The sequence below is a fragment of the Flavicella sp. IMCC45668 genome (assembly GCF_057219105.1).
In genome coordinates, this window is the sequence record NZ_CM170114.1 from 2,691,884 (window position 1) to 2,715,405 (window position 23,522).

Annotated in this window: 19 protein-coding genes; 16 read left to right on the forward strand and 3 right to left on the reverse strand. The window is 32.9% G+C overall.

What is annotated here, in order from left to right:
• The first annotated feature begins 91 nt into the window (after nt 1-91).
• The 3 genes from AC2DZ0_RS11090 (at nt 92) to AC2DZ0_RS11100 (ending at nt 4,249) form a co-directional block, all read left to right on the forward strand.
• Nucleotides 92-604, forward strand: a complete 513-nt coding sequence (locus AC2DZ0_RS11090) for an RNA polymerase sigma factor (protein ID WP_484490124.1) — start codon at nt 92-94, stop codon at nt 602-604.
• 125 nt (nt 605-729) lie between these two features.
• The gene (locus AC2DZ0_RS11095; protein ID WP_484641811.1) at nt 730-1,644 is read left to right on the forward strand and encodes a FecR family protein; all 915 of its coding nucleotides are present in this window, start codon (nt 730-732) and stop codon (nt 1,642-1,644) included.
• Nucleotides 1,634-4,249, forward strand: a complete 2,616-nt coding sequence (locus tag AC2DZ0_RS11100; RefSeq protein ID WP_484641812.1) for a TonB-dependent receptor — start codon at nt 1,634-1,636, stop codon at nt 4,247-4,249. The genes AC2DZ0_RS11095 and AC2DZ0_RS11100 overlap by 11 nt, the downstream gene beginning before the upstream one ends.
• Here the strand turns inward: AC2DZ0_RS11100 and AC2DZ0_RS11105 are convergent.
• Nucleotides 4,246-5,388, reverse strand: coding sequence for a DNA polymerase III subunit (locus AC2DZ0_RS11105; protein ID WP_484641813.1), 1,143 nt, complete (start codon nt 5,386-5,388; stop codon nt 4,246-4,248). The two genes, AC2DZ0_RS11100 and AC2DZ0_RS11105, sit on opposite strands and share 4 nt — an antisense overlap.
• Before the next feature lie 177 nt (nt 5,389-5,565).
• Here AC2DZ0_RS11105 and AC2DZ0_RS11110 point away from each other — a divergent pair, with 177 nt between their 5' ends.
• From AC2DZ0_RS11110 to ccsA, 6 genes are all read left to right on the forward strand, one after another.
• A complete protein-coding gene (locus AC2DZ0_RS11110) occupies nt 5,566-6,750 on the forward strand; it encodes a phosphoglycerate kinase (protein ID WP_484490128.1) in 1,185 nt (394 codons plus the stop codon).
• Nucleotides 6,751-6,944: 194 nt separating this feature from the next.
• Nucleotides 6,945-7,982, forward strand: a complete 1,038-nt coding sequence (locus tag AC2DZ0_RS11115; RefSeq protein ID WP_484490129.1) for an aldo/keto reductase — start codon at nt 6,945-6,947, stop codon at nt 7,980-7,982.
• Between the two features lie 151 nt (nt 7,983-8,133).
• The gene (gene nrfH, locus AC2DZ0_RS11120) at nt 8,134-8,742 is read left to right on the forward strand and encodes a cytochrome c nitrite reductase small subunit (protein ID WP_484490130.1); all 609 of its coding nucleotides are present in this window, start codon (nt 8,134-8,136) and stop codon (nt 8,740-8,742) included.
• Between the two features lie 2 nt (nt 8,743-8,744).
• Complete coding sequence (nrfA, locus tag AC2DZ0_RS11125; protein ID WP_484490131.1) at nt 8,745-10,235, forward strand: ammonia-forming cytochrome c nitrite reductase; 1,491 nt, start codon at nt 8,745-8,747, stop codon at nt 10,233-10,235.
• Nucleotides 10,236-10,262: 27 nt separating this feature from the next.
• Nucleotides 10,263-11,513, forward strand: coding sequence for a hypothetical protein (locus AC2DZ0_RS11130; RefSeq protein ID WP_484641815.1), 1,251 nt, complete (start codon nt 10,263-10,265; stop codon nt 11,511-11,513).
• Between the two features lies 1 nt (nt 11,514).
• Entirely contained in the window at nt 11,515-12,318 is an 804-nt protein-coding gene (ccsA, locus tag AC2DZ0_RS11135; RefSeq protein WP_484490133.1) for a cytochrome c biogenesis protein CcsA, read from the forward strand.
• A 54-nt stretch (nt 12,319-12,372) separates the two neighbouring features.
• On the opposite strand, the gene trpS is transcribed toward ccsA, so the two are convergent.
• Entirely contained in the window at nt 12,373-13,341 is a 969-nt protein-coding gene (gene trpS, locus AC2DZ0_RS11140) for a tryptophan--tRNA ligase (protein ID WP_484641816.1), read from the reverse strand.
• Between the two features lie 132 nt (nt 13,342-13,473).
• Between trpS and AC2DZ0_RS11145 the strand changes: the two genes are divergently transcribed.
• The 4 genes from AC2DZ0_RS11145 (at nt 13,474) to AC2DZ0_RS11160 (ending at nt 17,057) form a co-directional block, all read left to right on the forward strand.
• Nucleotides 13,474-14,223 (forward strand): lysophospholipid acyltransferase family protein, encoded by a 750-nt coding sequence (locus AC2DZ0_RS11145; RefSeq protein ID WP_484641817.1) that lies wholly within the window; start codon nt 13,474-13,476, stop codon nt 14,221-14,223.
• A gap of 48 nt (nt 14,224-14,271) precedes the next feature.
• On the forward strand, nt 14,272-14,913 hold the full coding sequence (trhA, locus tag AC2DZ0_RS11150; RefSeq protein WP_484641819.1) for a PAQR family membrane homeostasis protein TrhA: 642 nt from the start codon (nt 14,272-14,274) through the stop codon (nt 14,911-14,913).
• An 85-nt stretch (nt 14,914-14,998) separates the two neighbouring features.
• On the forward strand, nt 14,999-15,739 hold the full coding sequence (locus AC2DZ0_RS11155; protein ID WP_484490137.1) for a LytR/AlgR family response regulator transcription factor: 741 nt from the start codon (nt 14,999-15,001) through the stop codon (nt 15,737-15,739).
• Nucleotides 15,732-17,057, forward strand: a complete 1,326-nt coding sequence (locus AC2DZ0_RS11160) for a sensor histidine kinase (RefSeq protein ID WP_484641820.1) — start codon at nt 15,732-15,734, stop codon at nt 17,055-17,057. The genes AC2DZ0_RS11155 and AC2DZ0_RS11160 overlap by 8 nt, the downstream gene beginning before the upstream one ends.
• A 265-nt stretch (nt 17,058-17,322) precedes the next feature.
• Here AC2DZ0_RS11160 and AC2DZ0_RS11165 read toward each other — a convergent pair whose 3' ends face one another.
• Entirely contained in the window at nt 17,323-17,793 is a 471-nt protein-coding gene (locus tag AC2DZ0_RS11165) for a CYTH domain-containing protein (protein WP_484641821.1), read from the reverse strand.
• A gap of 136 nt (nt 17,794-17,929) precedes the next feature.
• On the opposite strand from AC2DZ0_RS11165, the gene porZ reads away from it, so the two are divergent.
• From porZ to AC2DZ0_RS11180, 3 genes are read left to right on the forward strand one after another with little or no spacing between them, the layout of a single operon-like run.
• Nucleotides 17,930-20,269 carry a type IX secretion system anionic LPS delivery protein PorZ gene (gene porZ / locus AC2DZ0_RS11170; RefSeq protein WP_484641822.1) on the forward strand — a complete coding sequence of 780 codons (2,340 nt, stop codon included), beginning with the start codon at nt 17,930-17,932 and terminating at the stop codon, nt 20,267-20,269.
• A complete protein-coding gene (recO, locus tag AC2DZ0_RS11175; protein ID WP_484641824.1) occupies nt 20,269-20,988 on the forward strand; it encodes a DNA repair protein RecO in 720 nt (239 codons plus the stop codon). The genes porZ and recO overlap by 1 nt, the downstream gene beginning before the upstream one ends.
• Nucleotides 20,988-23,480 carry a TonB-dependent receptor plug domain-containing protein gene (locus tag AC2DZ0_RS11180; RefSeq protein ID WP_484641825.1) on the forward strand — a complete coding sequence of 831 codons (2,493 nt, stop codon included), beginning with the start codon at nt 20,988-20,990 and terminating at the stop codon, nt 23,478-23,480. The genes recO and AC2DZ0_RS11180 overlap by 1 nt, the downstream gene beginning before the upstream one ends.
• Nucleotides 23,481-23,522 lie beyond the last annotated feature (42 nt).

Below are 23,522 nucleotides of genomic sequence, written 5' to 3' on the forward strand. Positions count from 1 at the left end.
TAATTCTGTTTCTTACTATTAATACATGTTTTTTTTGATGTGATATACATAAAAAAAATGGTTATTTTTGAATATAAAATGAGCACAAAATATGTCTGAAGAAAAATCGGTATGTGAGTCTAAGGTGTTTGAAAGCCTTTACTCTAGCCATTCCAAATCTCTATATAACTTTATTTATTATAAATGCGGTAACCAAGATCAAGCTGAAGATTTGGTGCAAGAAGCTTTTATAAAAATGTGGAACAATTGTGCTAAGGTTATTTTTGAAAAAGCAAAATCCTTTTTATACACGGTAGCAAACAATATGTTTCTAAACGAAGTAGCGCATAAAAAAGTGGTTTTAAAGTATAATCAGATTCCAACAACAGATGCTACTAATGAAGACCCTGAGTTTATTTTGGAAGAAAAAGAATTTATGGTGAAGCTTCAAAACGCGATTTCTGATTTAACTGACGGTCAAAGAGAGGTTTTTTTAATGAGTAGAATTGATAAAAAAAGTTACAAAGAAATAGCTGAGTTGTTAAATATATCTGTCAAAGCTGTAGAAAAAAGAATGCACGGAGCACTTTTAAAAATGCGTGAAAAAATCAGCGGAAAATTTTAAGTCTGTGATATAGGTAATAAATTAAGAATCATGTTTATAACATTTTTTGTTATCAAATGTTAATAAAATAAAAAAGAGGTAGGGTAGTTTAAAATAAAACTGTTTTACTAATAAAGGATATAATTATGGAGCAAAAATACACAGACGATACTTTTTTAGCAAGATGGCTAAATAAAGACCTCAATGAAGAGGAACGCATTGCTTTTGAAAAAACCGAAGATTTTAAAGAGTACTCAAAAATTGTAAAAAAAATGGAGCTTTTTAAAGCCCCAGAGTTTAATCAAGAAGCGACTTTAAAGGCAATACAGAATAAAATACAACAGCCGAAGCAAAAAGTTAGAAAAATGGTACCTAGTTGGTTTTATGCAGTAGCTGCATCCATAACTTTGTTGTTTGGTATCTTTTATTTTGTAGATAAAGAAACAGTTTACCAAACCTCTTATGGAGAACAACTTGCGATTGTATTACCTGATGGATCTGAAGTTCAATTAAATGCAAAGTCAAAGCTTACTTTGAATGAGAAAGATTGGGAACAAGGAAAAAGAAACCTAAATTTAAATGGTGAAGGATATTTTAAAGTACAAAAGGGTTCAAAATTTACTGTAGCTACAGATTTAGGATCTGTGAGCGTTTTAGGGACGCAATTCAATGTAAAAAGAACACAGGATTTCTTTGATGTAAAATGTTTTGAAGGAAGAGTAAAGGTAGTAAGCAATGCTGATGAAGCTATTTTAACTCCCGGAAAAGGTTTTACAAAAATAAAGGGACAAGCAGCACAGAATACCACTTTTGAGTTACAACAACCGGCTTGGGTTTCAGGAGAAAGTTCTTTTGTGAGTACTCCCTTAAAATACGTTTTAAAGGAATTAGAAAAACAGTATCATATTACGATCGATTCTGAAAAAGTGAATCAGAATCAGTTATACTCTGGAAGTTTTACAAATAAAAATAAAGAAATTGCTTTACAAACAGTTTTTATACCTTTACAAATCGCATATACGATTGGTGAATCAGGTAAAATAACGCTTAGTGAAAAGTAAAACATATTATTTTTTAATACTTTTTTTTGTACTCATAACTATTGGAAAAGCACAACAGCAAATTCCAGACAATAAGAATGAAACCAAAGCGCTAAAAGAAATTTTAGTTTCCTTGGAAACGGAATATAAAGTTCGTTTTTCTTATGATGCTAGTTTGATTGAGGAATTTACCATATTCCCGGAAAAAGGGAATCAAAACCTAAAAGAGGTACTATTATATCTCGAAGAAGAAACCAATTTAATTTTTGAAAACCTAGACGATAGGTATATCATTATAAAACAAAAAGAAATTACCACAGACAATGTTGTTTGTGGTTTTCTTGTTGATGAAAACTCTGGGATGCCTATTGCCAATGCCACAATTTGGGTGGAAGACAAAAATATAGGGGTTTCCTCAAATTCCGAAGGGTATTTCGAATTGAAAAAATTACAATCAGATTGGATTGTAAGAGTAGATTATTTGGGGTATTACAGTGTAGAAAGTTCCGTTTTTAAAATGCAGCATGATAACTGTAAAAAAATAAAGCTTTCTGAAACAAATGAAGAACTACAAGAGGTATTGATAAGTGATTACCTTACACAAGGAATGTCTAAAAAAAGAGACGGAGCGATTCGTGTTTCTCCAAATAATCTAGGAATCTTACCAGGATTAACAGAGCCAGATGTACTGCAAAGTTTACAAATGCTTCCAGGAGTACAAAGTCCAGGAGAAACAGCTTCTGATTTACATGTAAGAGGAGGTACACCAGATCAAAACTTGATATTATTTGATGGAATAAAAATGTATGAGAGCGGTCATTTTTTTGGGTTGATTTCTTCGTTTAATCCCTACATCACTAAAAAAATTGAGTTTTATAGAAGTGGAACGAGTGCTAGGTATGGAGAAAGAATAGGAGGGGTGTTGGATATTAGCTCAGGTGAGGCTGTACCGGAATTTAAGGCTGGTTTTGGATTGAATTTATTACATGCCGATGCTTATATAAAAGCTCCTTTGTTTAATAATAAAGTAGGTGTTATTTTGTCAGGAAGACGTTCTTTAACGGATTTTTGGAATACCATAACTTATCAAAAATTTTCAGAAAGTGTGTTCCAAAATACACGTATCGTTCAGGACGAAACAGAGGGAGCAAACGATATAACTAACGTAAATAATAGTTTCTTTTTCCATGATTATAATTTAAAAGTCATAGCAGATATTTCTAAAAAAGATAAGTTAGTATTTAGTAATTTATATAATAAAAATAATTTAGAGTACTATTCAGAAAATGAACGTTTTAGTGAGACTAATACTGATAATCTACAAATTAAAAATAGAGGGTCAAATTTAAAATGGTCGCGGTATTGGAGTGATAAATTTTCTGGGAATATAGAATTCAACCAATCTGAGTATTTATTAGATTACCAAGGAATTCGCACCATTACAAGAAGAAACCCTGAGAATAATGTTACTGAAACCTTTGAAAAGCACAACAATGTTGATGACCTTGGATTAAAAGTAGAGATTAAAAATGATATTAATGATTTTGTTTCATGGTCGCATGGTTATCAACTATCCAAAAAAAATGTGAGTTATATTTTTGATAATAGTAATGACAATAGTGTAGATCAGGTTTTTGAATCAGATAATTCAGAAAATACGACCCACTCTTTTTTTTCTGAATATGCGGTACATACGGATGAGAAATGGAACATGAATTTTGGATTACGTGTAAATTATTTTACCGTAGTAGAGGAGTTTTATTTGGAACCTAGATTCTTTTTGTCAAATCAAATAACGGAGGCTTTTCAGTTGAAGTTTTCTGCAGAAATAAAAAATCAAGTCATCAGTCAGTTAATTGAATTTAGAAATAATGGTTTCGGTTTAGAAAATGATATTTGGGCCTTGTCTGATGGTCAAAGAATTCCTGTTTTAAAAAATTATCAAATTTCCGCAGGGTTTTTAGTTCAGCATATGGGATGGAATTTAGATGTAGATTTTTATAACAGAAAAATAAATGGAATTACTTTACTTACAGAAGATGTAGCAAATCAAGTTCCGCAATATTTAGCAGGAATTAGCACAACAAATGGGGTTGATTTTTTATTAAAAAAACGTTTTGGAAATTATAGAACTTGGGTTAGCTATACCTTATCTAAAACAAAATTTCAGTACGATGAGTTAAATGAAGGTGAGAAATTTGATGGAGAATACGATATTCCACATTCTTTAGTTTGGTCACATACTTACGGTGTTAAAAGATTTGAATTTTCACTTGGTTTTAAATTGAGATCTGGTACACCTTATACCAAAGGATTGTCTATCGAGCAAACCCCAAGAGGTAACTATAGAATTGTTTATGAAGATGAAGTAAATGCAAATAGATTACCGATTTATAAAAAAGTAGATCTCTCGGCAACCTATAAGTTTAAATTCTCTAAGAAAGGAAAAGCACAGGGTAAATTGGGATTGTCATTGATGAATATTTTCAACACCAAAAATATTTTGGATAGAGGATATGAAATTAAATTAGATGGGCGTGGTCCAGCTGCAGAACGTACCTTGGTAGAAACAGATCAAATATCAATAGGATTTACTCCGAACTTGGTTTTTAGAGTAGATTTTTAAACATTTTCTTTAGCATGCAGAAGTCGTGTTAATTTAATAGATAAATCTAAAAGAATAATTTTTGCATTACCGTTTCTTTCAATGTGGTATAATGCATCTCCTACTTCTTTTTCAATTTCCATAATATTGCCTCCGTGAATAAAAGGTGCAAACTTCGCCAGAGAAAACCCTTGAGTTTCTGTCTCTAAAAACACTAATTCTTGGGCACCATAGTTTTGTAGAAGTGCTTGTCTAAAAAATTGCAAACAATAGTGAAGAAAACTTTTTTGGGTTTCTCTACCAGATTTGGCAATGGTTTCACTCCATTCAATTAAATTCTGAATCACAGCCGCATTTCCTTTGGCTTTAAATGCAGTTCTTACCCAAGTAACAAACCATTGTTCAAAAATGATGTCATTGGAATCGTGTTTTAAAATATGAACCGCCTTGTTAAAATTACCTTCAGATTGGTGAGCTATTTTAGAAGCTTCCGCAGGAAAAGAATTGTTTCTACTAATTAAAGCGTCTGCAATATCGGCTTCACTTAAAATTGGGAATGTTAATACTTGACATCTAGATAGAATAGTATTAATAATCTGTTCTTGATCCTCGGCGATTAAAATAAAAATGGTGTTTTCAGGCGGCTCTTCTATGAGTTTCAAAAGTTTGTTTGCTGCGGAAATGTTCATTTTTTCAGCCATCCATATGATCATGATTTTGTAACCACCTTCGTAAGATTTTAATTGAAGAGATTTTACAACTTGCTCCGCTTCATCAACACCAATTTGCCCTTGTTTATTTTCAATACCAATTTGCTGAAACCAATTGAACAAACTACCATAAGGTTGTTCTTTAATAAAAGTTCTCCAATCATCTAAAAACAGATTGCTTACAGGATGTTTTTTCACCTTGTCATTTGTTGCTACAGGAAAAGCAAAATGAAGATCAGGGTGTGCTAAATTTTCACATTTTATATTACAAGAAGAGGCATCTTCATTTTTGCTACATAGCAAATATTGTGCATAGGCTATTGCTGTTGGTAAAGTACCTGAACCTTCTTTTCCAATAAACAACTGCGCATGCGGAATGCGTCCATTGTCGGCAGAGGTTTTTAAATGATTGATGATGTGTTCTTGACCTATTATATCTGAAAAAAGCATGGACAAATATAGGGATATCAAAAAAGAGAAACACAGGAAAATTTCTTAAAATTGAGAAATTGATGAAAAGGAACTTTTATTGGCGCTAACAAAAACGTTGTAGTAGCTTTTTTTAGATTTTTAAAAACGAGTATTTAAATTAAGTATATTTGCTTACAAATTTTAATTAAACAAACAATGAAAACAATTAAAGACATCAATTTTGAAGGTAAAAAAGCCTTAGTTCGTGTTGATTTTAATGTGCCTTTAGATGCAGATTTTAATGTAACTGATATTACCAGAATTAAAGCAGCAAAACCAACGATTATCAAAATCTTAGAAGATGGTGGAGCAGCAGTTTTAATGTCGCATTTAGGTCGTCCAAAAGGAGTAGAGTCTAAGTTTTCATTAGGTCATATTGTTGAAAAAGTAAGTGAAGTATTAGGAGTACAAGCAAAATTTGTAGATTCTTGTGTTGGAGCAGATGCTGAAGCAGCAGTTGCAGATTTGAAACCAGGAGAAGTTTTGATTTTAGAAAATTTACGTTTTCATAAAGAAGAAACTGCAGGTGATCTTGAGTTCTCTAAGCAGTTGTCTAAATTAGGTGATGTTTATGTAAATGATGCATTTGGTACTGCGCATAGAGCACATGCTTCTACTACAATTGTAGCTCAATTTTTTGAAGAAAAAGTTGCGGGTTATGTGATTGAAGCAGAATTAGTAAATGCTGATAAAGTTTTAAAAGGAGGAGACAAGCCAGTTACTGCTATTATGGGTGGTGCAAAGGTTTCTGATAAAATTTTAATCATTGAGAAATTATTAGATGTTGCTGATAATATTATTATTGGTGGTGGTATGTCTTATACTTTTGCAAAAGCAGAAGGTGGAAATATCGGAAAATCTTTATGTCAAAATGATTTATTAGAGTACGTTCTTGAATTAGAAGAAAAAGCAAAAGCGAAAGGAGTTAAGTTGATTTTCCCTATTGATAATCTACTAGGTGACGACTTCTCTAATACAGCAAATACACAAGTTGTTTTAAGAGGACAAATTCCTGACGAGTGGGAAGGATTTGATATTGGACCACAAACTATTGATTTATTTTCAGGAATCATTAAAGATTCTAAGACTGTAATTTGGAATGGACCAATGGGAGTTTCTGAAATTCCTTTGTATGCAACAGGAACTATTGAAGTTGCCAAAGCAGTAAAAGCAGCAACAGAAAATGGTGCTTTCTCTTTAATTGGAGGAGGAGATTCTGCCGCAGCAATCAACAATTTAGGTTTTGGTGATGATGTATCATATGTTTCAACAGGTGGAGGTGCTTTATTAGAATATATGGAAGGTAAAGAATTACCTGGTATTGCAGCTTTGAAAGCTTAATACTTATAAATAATATTTAAAAAGCCTTACTAATTTTAGTAAGGCTTTTTTGTTTTTCATGATAAATTTGAGCTACTAAAATTGATATTCACACTAGATGATTCAATATTTGAATAAATCCTTTTTTTGACGGATTATTGAAATTATGGGAAAGCTTTTTTTTGTACTTTTATTTTCCAAAAAATTATAGAATAATGAAGTACACGAAGATACCTAATACAGACATTAAAGTTTCAAAACTTTGTCTAGGGAGCATGACATGGGGAGAGCAAAATACGGAAGCAGAAGGGCATGAACAACTCGATTATGCTGCTGAAAAAGGTGTTAATTTTATAGATACTGCTGAGATGTATTCTATTCCAGGAAGAAAAGAAACACAAGGTAATTCAGAGAGAATTATTGGTTCTTGGTTGCAAAATAAAAAGAGAGAAGATTTTGTAATTGCAAGTAAAATTGCAGGACCAAATCCTGGTTTATCTTATATTCGAGAGCCTCAACAATTCACTAAAAAATTGGTGTTAGAAACCGTTGAGAAAAACTTACAAAGGTTAAATACGGATTATATTGATGTGTATCAATTGCATTGGCCGGATAGGAATGTTAATTTTTTCGGTAAGTTAAACTATAAGCATAATAGCGAAGAAAAATGGGAGGATAAAATAGCTGAATTAGTGGAGGCTATGGATGAACTTGTAAAAGCTGGTAAAATTCGTCATTATGGATTGTCGAATGAAGTACCTTGGGGAACAATGAGGCATCTTAATGAAGCTGATAAAAATAATTTAACTCGCTGTAAAACTATTCAGAATCCTTATTCTTTATTGAACAGGTCATATGAGATTGGAATGGCTGAGGTTTCTATGAGAGAAAATGTAGGTTTATTAGCGTATTCACCGTTAGGTTTTGGGGTGTTAAGCGGAAAATATTTTGATGATAACTTACCTGAGAAATCAAGACTAAAGTTGTTTCCAAATTACTCTAGATACAGTAATAAACAAGCTATGTTTTTAGCTGAGAAATATAATGAACTTGCAAAGAATAATAATTTAAGTCTGGTTGAGTTGTCTTTAGCCTTTATCGAAGCACAACCTTTTCTGACTTCAACTATTATTGGCGCAACTACTATGGAGCAGTTAAAACAAAATATTGCAACAATTGACGTAAACTTAACAGAAGAATTACTTTTAGAGATAGATCAAATACATAATTTGCAGCCCAACCCTGCGCCATAAAAGGATTTAGAACGACTTGGAACCGTGTTTTTTAGCACGGCTTTTTTTTATTAAATCTTAAAAAAATGACAACGGTCATATTTTTATTTGTGGAGAACCATAAATTTGTGTTAAATTTAACGAATAGGACAGAACTTAAAAATTGCGAATCATGAGTAAGTTGCTTAGATTAATTATTCCACCTAAAGAATGGCGCACGCCAGTAGTTATTTTGTTAGGTGCAATTTTTGGACTTACATTGTATGCAATGATTGAGTCCAAAGCGGTTTCTTACTTGTCTGATGATCCTAAAACCTGCGTGAATTGTCATGTGATGACTCCACAATATACAACTTGGTTGAATAGTTCCCATAGAGAGTGGGCTACTTGTAATGATTGTCATGTTCCGCAGGACAATGTTTTCAATAAATATTTTTTTAAGGCCAAAGACGGAATGTATCATGGATACGTATTTACTACCCGTGGTGAACCTGAAGTAATTAGAATGAAGGAAGCTGGAGTAGAGGTGGTGCATAATAATTGTATTCGTTGCCATCAAGATCAAGTAGTAGATGCTAAATTAGCTAGTACTGTTGATAATCATAAAGCAAATATGACCGATAGAAAATGTTGGGAATGCCATAAAGAAGTACCTCATGGTAAAATACACAGTTTGTCATCAGTAAAATATTACGGGAAAGTCCCTCAGGAACATCAAGAAACCGTTCCGGGTTGGCTTAAAAAATATATGAAAGATTTAGATACAAAACCAAAAGAATAATTATGAGCACAAAAAGAGAACCTTGGAAAAATTGGGTGTTATTTTTAGCATCTATGGTACTTGTTTTTTTACTAGGACTTCTAGTTTCAACAATTACAGAAAGAAAAACAGAAGCTAAATACGCATACACACCTGTAAATAAAATAAAACCAGGTGAGCCTAGAAATGAAGTTTGGGGTGAAAATTTTCCGAGAGAATTTGAATCGTATTATAGAACTGCCGATTCTACTTTTAAATCTAAACATAATGGTAATGCCAATATAGATATGTTAGAGGTAGATCCTCGCTTGGTTGTTCTTTGGGCAGGATATGGTTTTTCTAAAGACTACAATCAAGGACGTGGTCATTATTATGCAGTAGAAGATTTAAGAAACTCTTTAAGAACAGGTGGCCCAACGGGTAAAGATGACGGACCGATGCCTTCTACGTGTTGGACTTGTAAATCACCAGATGTTCCAAGAATTATGAATGAACAAGGTGTAGAAGAGTTTTATAAAGGTAAATGGGGGAAATTAGGTGCTGAAATTGTGAATCCTATTGGTTGTGCAGATTGCCACGATTCTGAAACAATGAATTTAAAGGTTACAAGACCCGCTTTAATTGAAGCTTTTGAAAGACAAGGGAAAGACATCAAAAAAGCAACCCATAATGAAATGCGTTCTTTGGTATGCGCACAATGTCACGTTGAATATTATTTCAACAAAAATTTACCTGGCAAAGAAGGAACCCCTTATTTAGTTTTTCCTTGGGATGATGGACAAACTGTAGAAGATATGGAAGTATATTACGACAGAGTGGGGCATGTTGACTGGGTGCATAAGTTAAGTAGAGCACCTATGTTGAAAGCACAACACCCAGGTTACGAAGTGTACAAAATGGGAATTCATGGTCAAAGAGGTGTTTCTTGTGCGGATTGCCATATGCCTTATAAAACAGAAGGAGGACAGAAATTTACAGATCACCATATTCAATCTCCATTAAATAATGTAGCAAATTCTTGTCAGGTATGTCACCGTGAAGAAAAGGATGTATTGGTAAAGAATGTATATGACAATCAAGATAGAATTCTTGAAAACAGAGATCAATTAGAAAGATTGTTGGTGAGAGCACATGTTGAGGCTAAAAAGTGTTGGGATTTAGGTGCTACAGAGGCGCAAATGAAAGATATTTTACATGGAATTAGATTAGGACAATGGAGATGGGATTATGCTGCGGCTTCTCATGGAGGTTCTTTCCATGCCCCTGTAGAATTAGGAAGAGTAATAGGGAAAGGAATTGATATTACGCAAGAAACACGTATCAAATTAGGAAAATTGTTGATGAAGTTAGGTTTTGATGGAGAAGTAGCATATCCACCAATTGAAACGAAGGCTGCTGCTCAGAAATATATTGGATTGCCAATGGAAAAACTAGAGCAAGAAAAAGCTGAGTTTAGAAAGAATGTTTTACCTAAATGGGATGAAGAAGCTAAGCAAAGAGAAGCTAAATATTAGTATATTGGCTTTGCTTAGATCTTGTTTATGACACAACAATCTTTAAAGAAAAAAAGAAGAGACTTTTGGGAGCATCCTTGGAGCTATATGGAATCATTTTTCATTGGCATAGGGTTGCTCCTAACTGGTTTTATGATGGAGATTTTCTTTCCGTCTAAAGAAGAGTTTCTTATATCTTATCCATATAATGTTATTTTTTTATTAGGATATATAGGTATCCTATTTATTGCGTATTTCAAGTTTTCTGATATTCAATTAATCCGTTGGTTGACAAAAGTTCCGGCGTCCATATCTTCTATAGTATTGGTTACTTTTATGGTAATGATAATGGGGATAGTTCCACAAATACCATCGGAGAATGCAACGATTTCTAAACTAGGGTTGAATCATATCACTACGCATTGGGCATTTTTATTGATTCTTTTACAGTTTTTAACTTGTTTGGGTTTGGTTACTGTAAAGCGAATCATGCAGTTTTCTTGGTCTAATTTTGGTTTCGTAGTAAGTCACCTAGGGCTGTTTATTGCAATCGTTGCTGGAGTACTTGGAAGTGGAGATTTAGAGCGTTTGTCTCTAAATGTATATGAAGGTAAGCCAAGTATTATGGCTTATAATGATAATGAGGAGGAGGTTGAGTTGCCTTTTGCTATTTATTTGAACGACTTTATTATTAAAGAATACAACCCTAAGTTGGCTTTGGTAGATAATAAAACTGGAAGCATCGCACATAATAATGGTAAGAATTTATATTTAGTAGAAAAAGAGGAAACCTACTATTTTAAGAATTATCAAGTACATATTGATGATTATCTTGAAAATGCAGGAAAACATGGTGTTAATTATTTTTTCGTCAATGAAGTTGGCTCACCTCCGGCAGCTAAAGTAACCGTTACAAACAATGAAGATGGGAGCATTGTGAAAGGTTGGATTAGTAGTGGGAGTTTTAGATATCCATATCAGTCTTTAAAGATTAGTGATGATTTTTCAATTGTTATGACTATTCCAGAACCTAAGGAGTTTAGCTCTGATATAGATATTTTAACAAAAGAAGGAGAACGTATCAATACAACCTTACTAGTGAATGAGGCTTATTACTACAAAGGTTGGGATATTTATCAGTTAAGTTATGATGAAAAAATGGGTAAATGGTCTGATTTGAGTGTGGTGGAGTTGGTAAGAGATCCATGGCTACCAGTGATTTATTCAGGGATTTTTATGATGATCATAGGTGCTATGAATATGTTCTGGTTGGGGAATAAAATAAATAAAGAAGATTGAGATGACTTGGATAGATTTTCCTTTATATAGTGGAATTATTGGTTCTATTTGGTTGATAGGACTTGTGTTTCTATTTCTTGCATACACAAAACAATCCTACATTAAAGTTGCTTTGCCGATTTTGTTTTTAGGTTGGGGTGTGCTTTTGTTATTTGTGGCTAAACTTTGGGTAGAGTTAGATAGACCCCCAATGAGAACCTTGGGAGAAACAAGACTTTGGTATGCTACATTTTTGCCTTTTGTTGGATTTGTAACCTATTTTAGATGGAGGTACAAATGGTTTTTAGCCTATAGTGTGATATTATCTTCGGTTTTTTTGATCATTAATTATTTAAACCCAGAAACTTATTCTAAAACATTAATGCCAGCGTTGCAAAGTCCTTGGTTTGTGCCTCATGTGTTGGTTTACTTATTTTCATATGCGGTATTAGCGGCTTCAAGTATAGTTGCAATGAAAGGGATTTATGATTATTCTAAAGGGGTTTTATCGTCAGAAACTTTAAAATTAGCAGACAACTTAGTCTATATAGGTTTTGCTTTTTTAACACTTGGTTTGCTTTTTGGAGCCATGTGGGCTAAAGAGGCTTGGGGACATTATTGGACTTGGGATCCTAAGGAGATATGGGCGTTTTTAACCTGGATGGGATATTTGACTTATATTCATTATCGTTATTTCCATACACATAAAACCAAACAGTCTTTGAGTATTTTAGCTTTGGCCTTTGTGGTGTTGTTGGTGTGTTGGTTTGGTGTAAATTATTTACCTGTAGCTCAAACCAGTGTTCACACCTATACACAGCAATAAAAAAAACTCTTTAAATAAAATTTAAAGAGGTTGGATTTATCGTAATTTCTTTTTTTAGTAACCTAGTTTTGCTCGCGTTCTTTGTAAAACGGCTGTGGCCACTTTTTTAGCTTTTTCTGCTCCAATAGCTAGTGCTTTGTCTATTTCATCAAGATTATTGATGTAGTGATTGTAACGCTCTCTTTCAACCGCATACTTTTCTACTAATAATTCGTAGTAGGCTTGCTTGGCATGACCGTAACCGTAATTACCGCCTTCGTAATTTGCTCTCATTGTAGCAATTTGTTCATCCGAAGCAATTAATTTGTAAAGTGCGAAAAGATTACATGTATCGGGATCTTTAGGATCTTCCATAGGAGTACTGTCCGTTTGGATTTTCATTACCTGTTTGCGGAGTTTTTTATCTGTTTGGAATAAATCAATAATATTCCCTTGTGACTTACTCATTTTTCCGCCGTTGGTTCCCGGAACATACATGGTTCCTTCTTGAATTTTTGCATCAGGCAAAATAAAAGTTTCGCCCATTTGATGGTTAAATCTACCTGCTACATCTCTTGTCATTTCAAGGTGCTGTAGTTGGTCTTTTCCAACCGGTACAATTTCGGCATCATATAATAATATATCTGCGGCCATCAACATTGGATAATCAAATAATCCGGCATTTACATCCTCTAAACGGTCTGCTTTGTCTTTAAAGGAATGTGCTAAGGTTAATCTTTGATAAGGATAAAAACAATTTAAATACCAAGTCAATTCAGTTGTTTCTGGGATATCACTTTGTCTATAAAAAACAGTTTTATTTACATCTAGACCAAAGGCCAACCAAGCAGCAGCTGTGCTATATGTGTTTTCTTTTAATGTTTTTCCGTCTTTTATTTGTGTAAGCGAATGCATATCAGCAATAAATAAAAAAGACTCATTTGCTGGGTCGTTTGCCAATTCAATAGCCGGTATTATAGCCCCAAGTAAATTTCCTAAATGTGGCGTTCCCGTACTTTGAACTCCTGTTAATATTCTTGACATTTTGTTTGTTTTGAAAAGCAAAAATAAGGAAAGCATAATGATTTTATTTCGGTTCTTGCTTTAAAAATTAGAAAGTTTTGTTAAGATACTGAATGCAACTGCTTTTGAATTTAATTTGGGTAAATTTGATGCATGATTGACTTTTTGAAAAATGTGCTCCGGTTGCTATGGAGAATTTGGTTTTATATTCTTTTTGCAGGAATGGTATTTTTGTTCGCTCCTATATTGTTGTTGGTAACTTCTAGAGAAGATTGGTATCCTATATTTTTTAAGCTCGCTAGGTTTTGGGCTAAAACAACGCTTTTTTTTACAGGATTTTGGGTGCGAAAAAATGAATTACAAAAAACAGAAAAGGAGGGTAGTTATATGTTTATTGCAAACCATACGTCTATTTTAGATGTTTTGTTGATGCTTTCTATTGTAAAGAACCCTTTTGTATTTGTAGGAAAGAAGGAATTAGCAAAAGTGCCTGTGTTTGGTTTTTTTTATAAGAGAACCTGTATACTTGTAGATAGAGGAGATTCTAAAAGCAAACAAAAGGTTTTTAAAGAAGCGCAAAGAAGAATAAATTTAGGCTTGAGTATTTGTATTTTTCCGGAGGGCTTGGTACCAGAGGACGAGTCTATAGTTTTGTCTGAATTTAAAAAAGGTGCTTTCCGGTTGGCTATTGAACATAAACTTCCCTTGGTGCCTATGAGCTTTTATGATTGTAAAAAAAGATTTTCTTATACTTTTTTTAGCGGATCTCCTGGGGTGTTACGTGTAAAAGTGCATTCTTTTGTTCCTGTTGTTGATTTGGATTTAGGAGCTGTTACACAATTAAAAGATCGTTGCTTTGATCTGATAGAAAAGGATTTAATTAATTATTCAAATCCTTCATAAAGTGATGCTTCTTTTGTATTTTATATAGAATCGATAAATAAGATTCTTATGAAATATGAGGTGACATATTATCCAAAACTAGAGGAGCGCTTGAATATAATTTCTCATGGTCTTGGTGCTGCATTAAGCATCATTGCATTTCCTTTTTTAGTAATAAAAGCATCCTATTCACAGAATCCAATTGTTGTTTTAAGTGTTGTGATATATGGTTTGAGTTTGATTCTACTGTATTCCGCTTCTACTTTATACCATGCTACATATGAAAGGAAAATTAGATACTATTTAAATATTTTCGATCATTCCGCAATATATATTTTAATAGCAGGAACTTATGCTCCCATAGCTTTAGTGGTGCTGCAGGGTAGAATAGGTTGGATTATTTTTGGTTTGTCGTGGGTACTAGCACTTTTAGGGGTTTTATTTAAAGTGTATTTCATTGGTCGTTTTAAATTGATTTCTATCGGAACTTATATTGCTATGGGATGGATGGTTGTCTTTGCAATTAAACCTTTAGTAGAAAAATTTGATTCACTTGGGTTAATGCTTTTTGTTTATGGAGGCGTTTCTTATTCTATCGGAGCTTTGTTTTTCTCGTTTAAAAAAGTGCCCTATAATCATGCTGTTTTTCATGGGTTTGTTCTGTTCGGAAGTCTGTTCCATTTTCTCGGAATTTATTTTTATATTCTGTGAGAATATTAACATGGTTATATAGATGTGTTTTTTGATAGAGATATTTTGAAATATTCCGTATTTTCGTATTTAAAAATTGAAAAAAATGTTAAAGATTTTAATTGTTGATGATGAGCCAGATGCGTTGGAAGTTTTAGAATGGAAGCTTAAAACGTATGTATCTAATATATCAATTACTACTTGTTCCAGTGCAAAAAAAGCCGTTGGATTGATTTCAGAAATTAATCCGCATATTGTTTTTTTAGATATTCAGATGCCAGAAATGAATGGATTTAGTTTTCTTGAAAAATTACCTGCCAGAAATTTTGAGTTGATATTTACAACAGCTTTCGATGAGTTTGCTTTACAGGCAATAAAAGAAAATGCAATAGCATATTTATTGAAACCTATTGATAAAGCGGAGTTAATTGCGGCTGTTGAAAAGGCGAGGAATAATGTATACCGAGATAGTTTAGCAATGAAAGTTGATGCTATGCTGTATTCAATGAAACCCTCAACACCTAAAATTAATATATCTGCAGATGGGAAAATTTATTTTTTAGAAGCGCAAGATGTAGTAATGTTACAATCAGATAAAAGTTATACTACAATTTATCTAGTAACAAATAAAAAAATAGTGGTTTCAAAAACACTAAAAGAGGTAGAGAAAAAGTTTTATATGAATTCCTTTTATCGTGTTCATAATTCTTACTTGGTAAATTTAGATCATGTTAAAGAATATTTGAAAAGAGATGGAGGTGAATTGATTTTGACAAATGAACTTACCGCAAGTGTAAGTAGAAATAAAAAAAGCGAATTGATAGAAAAGCTTCAATTGAATGTTTAATGATTTAAATTCTGAGTTCTTTTCATGGATTAGAGGTGCGATTCTGTTGCTTTTTCTAATTAATTTTGGACTTTATTTTCAGAATAAGAAAAGACTTTTTTTAAATTATAGTCTTTATTTGTTTTGCATGTTCGTCTTTTTTCTCAAGCCAGTTGTGTCTGGAGCCTGGGATTCTTTTTACGAGTATTTTGAGTTTTCAGTGTTCTTTATTGGCTTTGTTTTCTATGCCGAGTTCGAAAGAGTATTGTTGTCTAGTAGGTATACGATTCCTGATTGGGATCGTTATTTTATTATTAAAAAATACGCAGTTTTATTTTTTTCCATTAGTTTTCCCATTGTGTATTATTTCTTTGGGAAGGATGTTCTTTCTGTTGAGGTATTTTTCTTCTCAAGTTGCTTGAGTCTTTTTGTTGTGCGAACTTATTTTGTTATTTCCAAAATAAAAGAAAGAAGTGTTCATTTTTTTATTTTTGGGTCCGCCTCATTTTTGTTGTTAGCCAATATTGGATCTTATTTTAATATTGCTTTTAGAAATCGTTTGGATACAATTAATTTTGATCCTCTTTTATTTGTGTATATCGGTGTAATGATTGAAGCACTTGTGTTTACAAATATAATGGGTAAAATATTCAAGCAAATCTTAGAAAAAAAGTCCAATTTAAAAGTGCAGTATGCGTTGAAACAAAAGGAGGCAGCAGAGTTAAAAATGACGGCGTTACAAAGTCAAATGAACCCGCATTTTTTATTTAATTCCCTGAACTCAATAAATAATTTTATTCTAAAAAACGAAAAAGAGGAAGCTTCTGATTATATTACTTCTTTTTCAAAGTTGGTTCGAAAAATTTTAAAAAATTCAGAAAGTATAGAGATTTCTTTGGCAGAAGAGTTGGAGGTGTTGGAGATGTATGTTTCCTTGGAGAAAACTAGATTGCAAGGAGGTTTCGAGTATGTTAAAGAAATAGATGAAGAATTGAATTTACATGAAATTATGGTGCCACCTCTTTTTTTACAGCCCTTTATAGAAAATTCAATTTGGCATGGTTTAGCAAGTAAAGTAGGCGAGAAGAAAATTGTTATAAAAATTAGAAAGGAAAGTCTAGATCTAGTAATACTTGTTGAGGATAATGGTATTGGTATTAATAGTGCCGTTAAGGAGCAAAACAGAGTTTCTTCAAAAAGAAAGTTTTTTGGTTCTTATGCGACTGAAAAACGAATAAAATTGATGCACCCGAAGAATTCGGTTCATATTTCAACATGTAATATTTTGTCAAACACAGATTCAGGGACAAGGGTTACGATTGTATTTCCTTTAAACTAATAATTAATCCCGTTTATTGTTAGTATGTTACAATTCGTTTTAATAACCCAAAAAAAAATAAAATTTAAATGATAAAATGTAAGCTTTGTGTATATTTGCAGTCTAAAAGTTAGATAGTTACGTTTTTACTAGTGTTTTTTGGTGAAAATGTTTTGTCGATAAGAAAATAAAAAGTAAATTACAGTAAAATATTTATAATATAAATCTTAGGGGTAGGATTTATTTATTCCTTAGGCTCACATTAATTTGTGGGCCTAAGCTTTTTTTACCATTTATTGTAAGGGGTTTTGCTTAGCATAGAATTATAATATTTAGTTTCTCCGGTAACTTCTTTTCCTAGCCATTCAGGTTTGTCAAATTTATCTTTTTCAGAGGTTAATTCGATCTCTGCAATGATAAGGCCTTTGTTAACACCTGAAAACACGTCAACTTCAAAAATGTAGTCTTCATTTCTAATTAAATACCTGTGTTTTTCGATAGGGGGTTCTTCACATAACATTAATAATTTACTAGCCTCTTCTTTAGTGATTTGTTTTTCCCATTCAAAGCGGCTCATACCCGTGCTATTTGTGATTCCCTTAATTGTAATATACCCTTTGTCATCACTGATGCGAACTCGGACAGTTCTTTTCTTATCGGTATTTAAAAAACCTTGTTTGATATATTTTTTTTGAAATGAATCTGTTATAAAAGTTTTGCTTTTTACTAGGAATTTACGTTCAATTTCAATGGGCATTTCGTCGAATTTTGTTAAGTCTAAGGGTAAATATATATAAAATCATTTAGTTAGTGTTATCTTTGACAAATCTTATGTAAATTAGGAAAAGAAAGAGATTTTAAATTATCATAATTATTTTTAATTATCTAGAAGTATGAGAGTTGTTTGTTGGCTAGTTGCATTGTTTTCTGTCGTTTTATCTAATGCTCAGGTGGATTATTCTTCTGAGTGGAAAGATTTGTTTTCTTATAACCAGGTGTTGGCTTTGGATAAAAGTGCTACTTCTATCTATGCTTTGACTGAAAACGCTGTTTTTACCTATGAATTTGGTACCGATGAATTAGACAAAATATCCTCAGTAAATGGATTATCAGGTCAGAATACTTCTGCAATTAATTATGATGATGCCAATGATGTACTTGCAATAGGTTACGAGAGCGGACTGTTAGAGTTGATTTCTAATGATGGAGGCGTTAAAAAAATTGTTGACATTGAGATTTCCGATATCTCTTTAGAAAAACGAGTAAATGGAATTGTAAGTTATAACAACACTTTGTTGTTAGCTTTAGAGTTCGGTATTGTAGTATACGATTTGTTGGGTTTAGAGTTTGGAGACACCTATTTTATTGGTGAAAATTCTACTTCCGTTAATGTAACCGATGTTTTAGTAGTTGATAATAAGATTTATGCAACTTCACTAGACGGAATCTATATTGCCAATCTTGAGGATAATTTAAATGATTCTAAGAATTGGTTGAAATTTTCGGACGGAGCTTTTTCTAATCTAACTAATTTTAATGACAAGATATTCGTAACAAAGGGAAAGATACTTTATGAAGTTTTAGTTGATAATTCGTTAGTGGCCAAAAATACTTTGGGTTCTGATATCATTGATGTCGCTCATACAGATGTAAACATAGCTCTTGCTACAAGTAAACAATCTTTTATTTATGATGTTGATTTAAATTTAGTGACATCTTCTGATGCTGTAACTTATAATTTTACCTCTTTGATTTTGCATAACAGTGATGTCTATATTGGAAGTCAAGAAAACGGGGTGCTTTCTAGCTCATTTTCTTTAATTAATGATTATGAGGAAATTTCTCCTGATGGGCCTATTTCTAATAAGTTATTTTCAATAACGGTTGAGAATAATCAAGTTTGGGCGGTTTATGGTGGAATTGCTGGTTCTTTTGCTCCGTTGAATACTCGTCAAGGCATCAGTCATTTTAATGGATCCAGTTGGGTTGAGGTTCCATATGGAGTTGAAACAGGTGTAGATAAAGCGGCAGGGTTATTGCATGTTACGGTCGATCCAAATGATAAAGACTTGGTATACGTTAGTTCATGGGCATCGAAAGGCACAGGTGTTGTTGATACGAATGAGGCGGGGGGCGTGTTAGTTTTAAAGGATGATACATATTTTGATTTTTGGAATGCAGTGAATACGAATGAGGGATTGAATAGTGGATTGACTAATGTTACGCTAGGTAACCCACCAAATTATACAACAACAAGAGTTTATGGTTCTTCGTTTGATTCTAATGGGAATTTTTGGATTGTAAACTCGTTGGTTAATGATGGGACTGGAATTTTGAAAAAGCTATCAACTGATGGTGTTTGGACTAGTCATAGTCCGGTTAATGAGTATTTAAATTTTTCAAGTATTGATATTGATCGATTTGATAATATTTGGATTTCTTCTCGTCAGACAGGTGTTTATGTCTATAATGAAATTAAAGATAAACGCGTATCTTTTGTTGGAGAGGTACAGGGTATTCCTAATGATAATGTTAGATGTGTTGGTGTTGGGTTAGATGATAATGTTTGGATAGGTACAGGGTCTGGTGTTGTCTTGTTTTCTGATGTAGATAATGTATTTGAGAATGAAGTTGTGTATCCGGAGCCCGTTATTATTGATGCGGCGGATGGTGCCTCTAAATTATTAGATGGGCTTTTGATAAATGATATCAAAGTAGACGGAGCCGGAAATGTATGGTTTGCAACTGGTTCAGGAGGGGTTTTGCAAACGGATGCTACAGGAAAAAATACATTAAGAGGTTTTAATACGGATAATTCGCCATTGCCTTCAAATAACGTATTGTCAATTGGAATAGATGATGAAGCTGGTGAGGTTTATTTTGGTACTGAAAATGGAATAGTTTCCTACACGGCAGGAGTAGTAGGGTATGGTTCTGAATTGACAGAGGTGTATGCTTATCCAAATCCTGTATTAAAAAACCATAGTAAAGTGACAATTGTTGGAAAAGGAGAGAATTTACCTGAAGGAACCAATATAAAAATATTAGATGTTGCTGGGAATTTGGTTTTCGAAACAAACGCAGTATCAGAGCAATCTGAATATGGAGGGAAATTTGTATGGGATAAAAGAAATCTAGCAGGGTCTAAAGTGGCTTCAGGCGTTTATATTGTGTTGCTTTACAATGTAGAAGGACAGCAAACTTCTTCTACAAAAATTGCGATTGTAAATTAATGCAAGTACAAACAAAAGCAATCGTTTTGGCTTCCTTAAAATATGGGGATACAGGTTTAATCGTGCATTGTTTTACGCTTCAATCTGGGATGAAAAGCTATATGCTCAGAGGTTTGTTGAAGTCAAAAAAAGGAAAATTAAGACCTGCTTACTTTCTGCCATTGACACAATTAGACCTAGTTGCAAGTCACTCTAACAAGGGGACGTTAAACTCTATCAAAGATGCAACAGTTTACCATAATTATTCAAGCCTTCATTCTGATTTTGTAAAGCAATCTATCGTATTTTTTATTTCTGAAATGCTGTATAATGTAGTAAAAGAAGAGGAACAGAATGCCGATCTGTACACGTTTATAGAGACTTCGATAAATTGGTTGGATATTCACGATAAAGTATCTAATTTTCATTTGGTTTTCTTGATGAACCTTACTCGTTATTTAGGCTTTTATCCTGATGAAACATTTATCGATGCTACTTCTTTTAATTTAATGGATGGAGTTTTTACAAATCAGGCCTTTTTAGGACCTTCTTTGGTTGGAGAGGATTTAGACTTGTTCAGGCAAGTTTTAGGCATAAAATTTGATAAGGCACATATGTTATCCTTCAATGTAAGTTCTAGACAGGCCTTATTGGACGTTTTGTTGAAATATTACGAATTGCATTTAGTTAATTTTAGGAGACCTAAATCTATAGAAGTTTTGAAAAACTTGTTTGTGTAATGAATAGAATTTTTGTTCTTGTTCTTTTGTTTTTGAGTTCCGCTCAGTTAACTTCTCAAAGTTTGACTGTTTTGGGTAGTGACTCTGCATTGCCAATCAAAGGGGTTTCGGTTTCAAATAAGGATAAATCAATTGTTTTGTATTCTGATAAGAATGGGCAAGTTGATGTTTCCATTTTTCAAGAAGGGGTAGATTTGTTTTTTTATCATCATTTGTACCTAAAAGAAAAAGTATCAAAATCAAATTTTAAGAAAACCGATGAGATCATTTTAGATCGATTGACGGAGGCTTTAAAAGAGGTTGTCGTTTCTGTAACAAGAAGTAAACAAAAGAAGAATAGAATTGCCGAACAAATAGAAGTGGTTAGTTCTAGGGATATTAAAAATATTGCACCACAGTCTTCTGCAGATTTATTAGCTAAAATACCAAGTATTAAGGTGCAAAAATCCCAATTTGGTGGAGGGAGTCCTGTACTTAGAGGGATGGAAGCCAATCGAGTCTTATTGGTTGTAGATGGGGTTAGAATGAACAATGCTATTTATCGTAAGGGGCATTTACAAAATGGTATCACAGTTTCGCCTTCTATCTTAGACAGGGTTGAGGTATTATTTGGGCCCTCAGCGGTTATGTATGGTTCTGATGCTTTGGGAGGTGTGATACATTATTATACAAAATCCTTAAAAACCTCTGAGTTTAACGATGTAGAATCTTCGATTTTTTCTAGATATAGTTCTGTGAATAATGAAATAACTACAAGTTTAGGTACTGAATTGAGTTTTCAAAAGTGGGCATCTTATACCAGTGTTTCCTATAGCAAATTTGGAGATTTAAAAATGGGGAAGAATAGAAAACATGGCTATGAAGATTGGGGTAAGGTTTTTGAGTATTCAAATAATTCAAAGACTATCGCAAATTCAAATTCGGTGATTAATGAGGATCCTACTTTGCAAAAAAATACGGGTTTTTCTCAGTTAGATGTACTTCAGAAAATATTTATTCCTATTTCTAATGATTTAGAATTGTTGTTTAACGTTCAGTATTCTGAGTCATCAAATATTCCAAGGTTTGATAGGCTTACAGAATATACGGATTCTGGGAGTTTAAAATTCGCAGAATGGTCATACGGACCTCAAAAGAGATTTATGATTTCAAGTCAGGTTCTGTTGTCTGAAATCAATAGTTGGATTGATAGTGGAACTATTACGGCGGCTTATCAGGATATTTCAGAATCAAGAATTCAAAGAAAATTTAGTGAGATTGACCAAAGGTCTTATAGAAACGAAAATGTTGATGTATTCAGTATTAATGGAGATTTTTCTGTGGGCCTTACGGCAAGAAAAGATAGGATATTTTCATATGGATTTGAATTAGTGTATAATAAAGTTCATAGTAAATCGAAAGGAGATAATTTGATAATTGATCCAAATACGAATCTAATTACAGGGATTGCAAGTAATTATAACGTGCAATCAAGGTATCCCGATGGTGGTTCAGATTATTCTACCCAAGCAGTTTATGCAGAATATCGACAAGATTTAAATAATAAGAATACCTTAAATACAGGTTTGAGATTTACAGGTACACAGTTAAATGCAAAATGGATTGATGATTCATTTATTACGCTGCCAGACTCTGATATTTCTCTGAAAAATGCAGCATTAACCGCTACTTTAGGTCACGTGTATAAGCCGACAAGAAACACGAAGTTTAGTGCTGTTTTGTCTTCTGGGTTTAGGTCTCCAAATGTAGATGATGTAGGGAAGATTAGAGAAAAAGCAGGTAATGTTACTGTGCCAAATGTTGTTCTGAAGCCAGAGTTTGCCTATAATTCTGAAATAGGTGTTTTGCAATTTTTTAATAATAGGCTCTTTAGTGTTGGTGCAAATATTTATTATACTTTCCTGAATAACTATATCATAAGAGCTCCATACGATATCAATACTCAAGAAGAAGGGGATTCTGAAATTGAATACGATGGAGAAATGGCCAAAGTTTTTGCGAATGTAAATAGAGGGAAAGCCTACATTTATGGAGGCGCAGTTAATTTTAGAGGTGAGTTTAATGAGCATTGGCTGATAAGGGGAGGTGTAAATTATACCAAAGGAAAAACATATGACACAAGAGAAAATATGTCTTCAATTCCTCCGTTGTTTGGGAATTTGGGTGTTACTTACAAAATAAAGAAGTTTGATTTTGATGTTGAGTATGAATTCAATGGAGCTAAAAAGCCGGGTGATTATAATATTGATGAAGGGATAGATAACATAGATCAAACTCCTATAATTAATGAAAATGCGGATTCTGAAATAAATAAATATGCGGGAACGCCAAGTTGGGAGTTGTTTAATTTTTCGGTTTTCTATGAGGTGTCTAGAGATTTAGAATTACAGTTTAGAACAACAAATATTTTTGATCGACATTATAAAGAGTTCGCTTCAGGAATTAGTGCTCCGGGCAGAAATTTTTCGGCATCAGTACGATATTTATTTTAAAAAAATATTTGAAAAGCTATAAGAATTAGATTTTCAATTCCT

Excerpts from the sequence above, each read along its gene's own strand:
- AC2DZ0_RS11090 (WP_484490124.1), top strand. The coding sequence starts at position 92 with ATGTCTGAAGAAAAATCGGTATGTGAGTCTAAGGTGTTTGAAAGCCTT.
- AC2DZ0_RS11095 (WP_484641811.1), top strand. The coding sequence starts at position 730 with ATGGAGCAAAAATACACAGACGATACTTTTTTAGCAAGATGGCTAAAT.
- AC2DZ0_RS11105 (WP_484641813.1), bottom strand. The coding sequence starts at position 5,388 with ATGCTTTTTTCAGATATAATAGGTCAAGAACACATCATCAATCATTTA.
- AC2DZ0_RS11110 (WP_484490128.1), top strand. The coding sequence starts at position 5,566 with ATGAAAACAATTAAAGACATCAATTTTGAAGGTAAAAAAGCCTTAGTT.
- AC2DZ0_RS11115 (WP_484490129.1), top strand. The coding sequence starts at position 6,945 with ATGAAGTACACGAAGATACCTAATACAGACATTAAAGTTTCAAAACTT.
- nrfH (WP_484490130.1), top strand. The coding sequence starts at position 8,134 with ATGAGTAAGTTGCTTAGATTAATTATTCCACCTAAAGAATGGCGCACG.
- nrfA (WP_484490131.1), top strand. The coding sequence starts at position 8,745 with ATGAGCACAAAAAGAGAACCTTGGAAAAATTGGGTGTTATTTTTAGCA.
- AC2DZ0_RS11130 (WP_484641815.1), top strand. The coding sequence starts at position 10,263 with ATGACACAACAATCTTTAAAGAAAAAAAGAAGAGACTTTTGGGAGCAT.
- ccsA (WP_484490133.1), top strand. The coding sequence starts at position 11,515 with ATGACTTGGATAGATTTTCCTTTATATAGTGGAATTATTGGTTCTATT.
- trpS (WP_484641816.1), bottom strand. The coding sequence starts at position 13,341 with ATGTCAAGAATATTAACAGGAGTTCAAAGTACGGGAACGCCACATTTA.
- AC2DZ0_RS11145 (WP_484641817.1), top strand. The coding sequence starts at position 13,474 with ATGATTGACTTTTTGAAAAATGTGCTCCGGTTGCTATGGAGAATTTGG.
- trhA (WP_484641819.1), top strand. The coding sequence starts at position 14,272 with ATGAAATATGAGGTGACATATTATCCAAAACTAGAGGAGCGCTTGAAT.
- AC2DZ0_RS11155 (WP_484490137.1), top strand. The coding sequence starts at position 14,999 with ATGTTAAAGATTTTAATTGTTGATGATGAGCCAGATGCGTTGGAAGTT.
- AC2DZ0_RS11160 (WP_484641820.1), top strand. The coding sequence starts at position 15,732 with ATGTTTAATGATTTAAATTCTGAGTTCTTTTCATGGATTAGAGGTGCG.
- AC2DZ0_RS11165 (WP_484641821.1), bottom strand. The coding sequence starts at position 17,793 with ATGCCCATTGAAATTGAACGTAAATTCCTAGTAAAAAGCAAAACTTTT.
- porZ (WP_484641822.1), top strand. The coding sequence starts at position 17,930 with ATGAGAGTTGTTTGTTGGCTAGTTGCATTGTTTTCTGTCGTTTTATCT.
- recO (WP_484641824.1), top strand. The coding sequence starts at position 20,269 with ATGCAAGTACAAACAAAAGCAATCGTTTTGGCTTCCTTAAAATATGGG.
- AC2DZ0_RS11180 (WP_484641825.1), top strand. The coding sequence starts at position 20,988 with ATGAATAGAATTTTTGTTCTTGTTCTTTTGTTTTTGAGTTCCGCTCAG.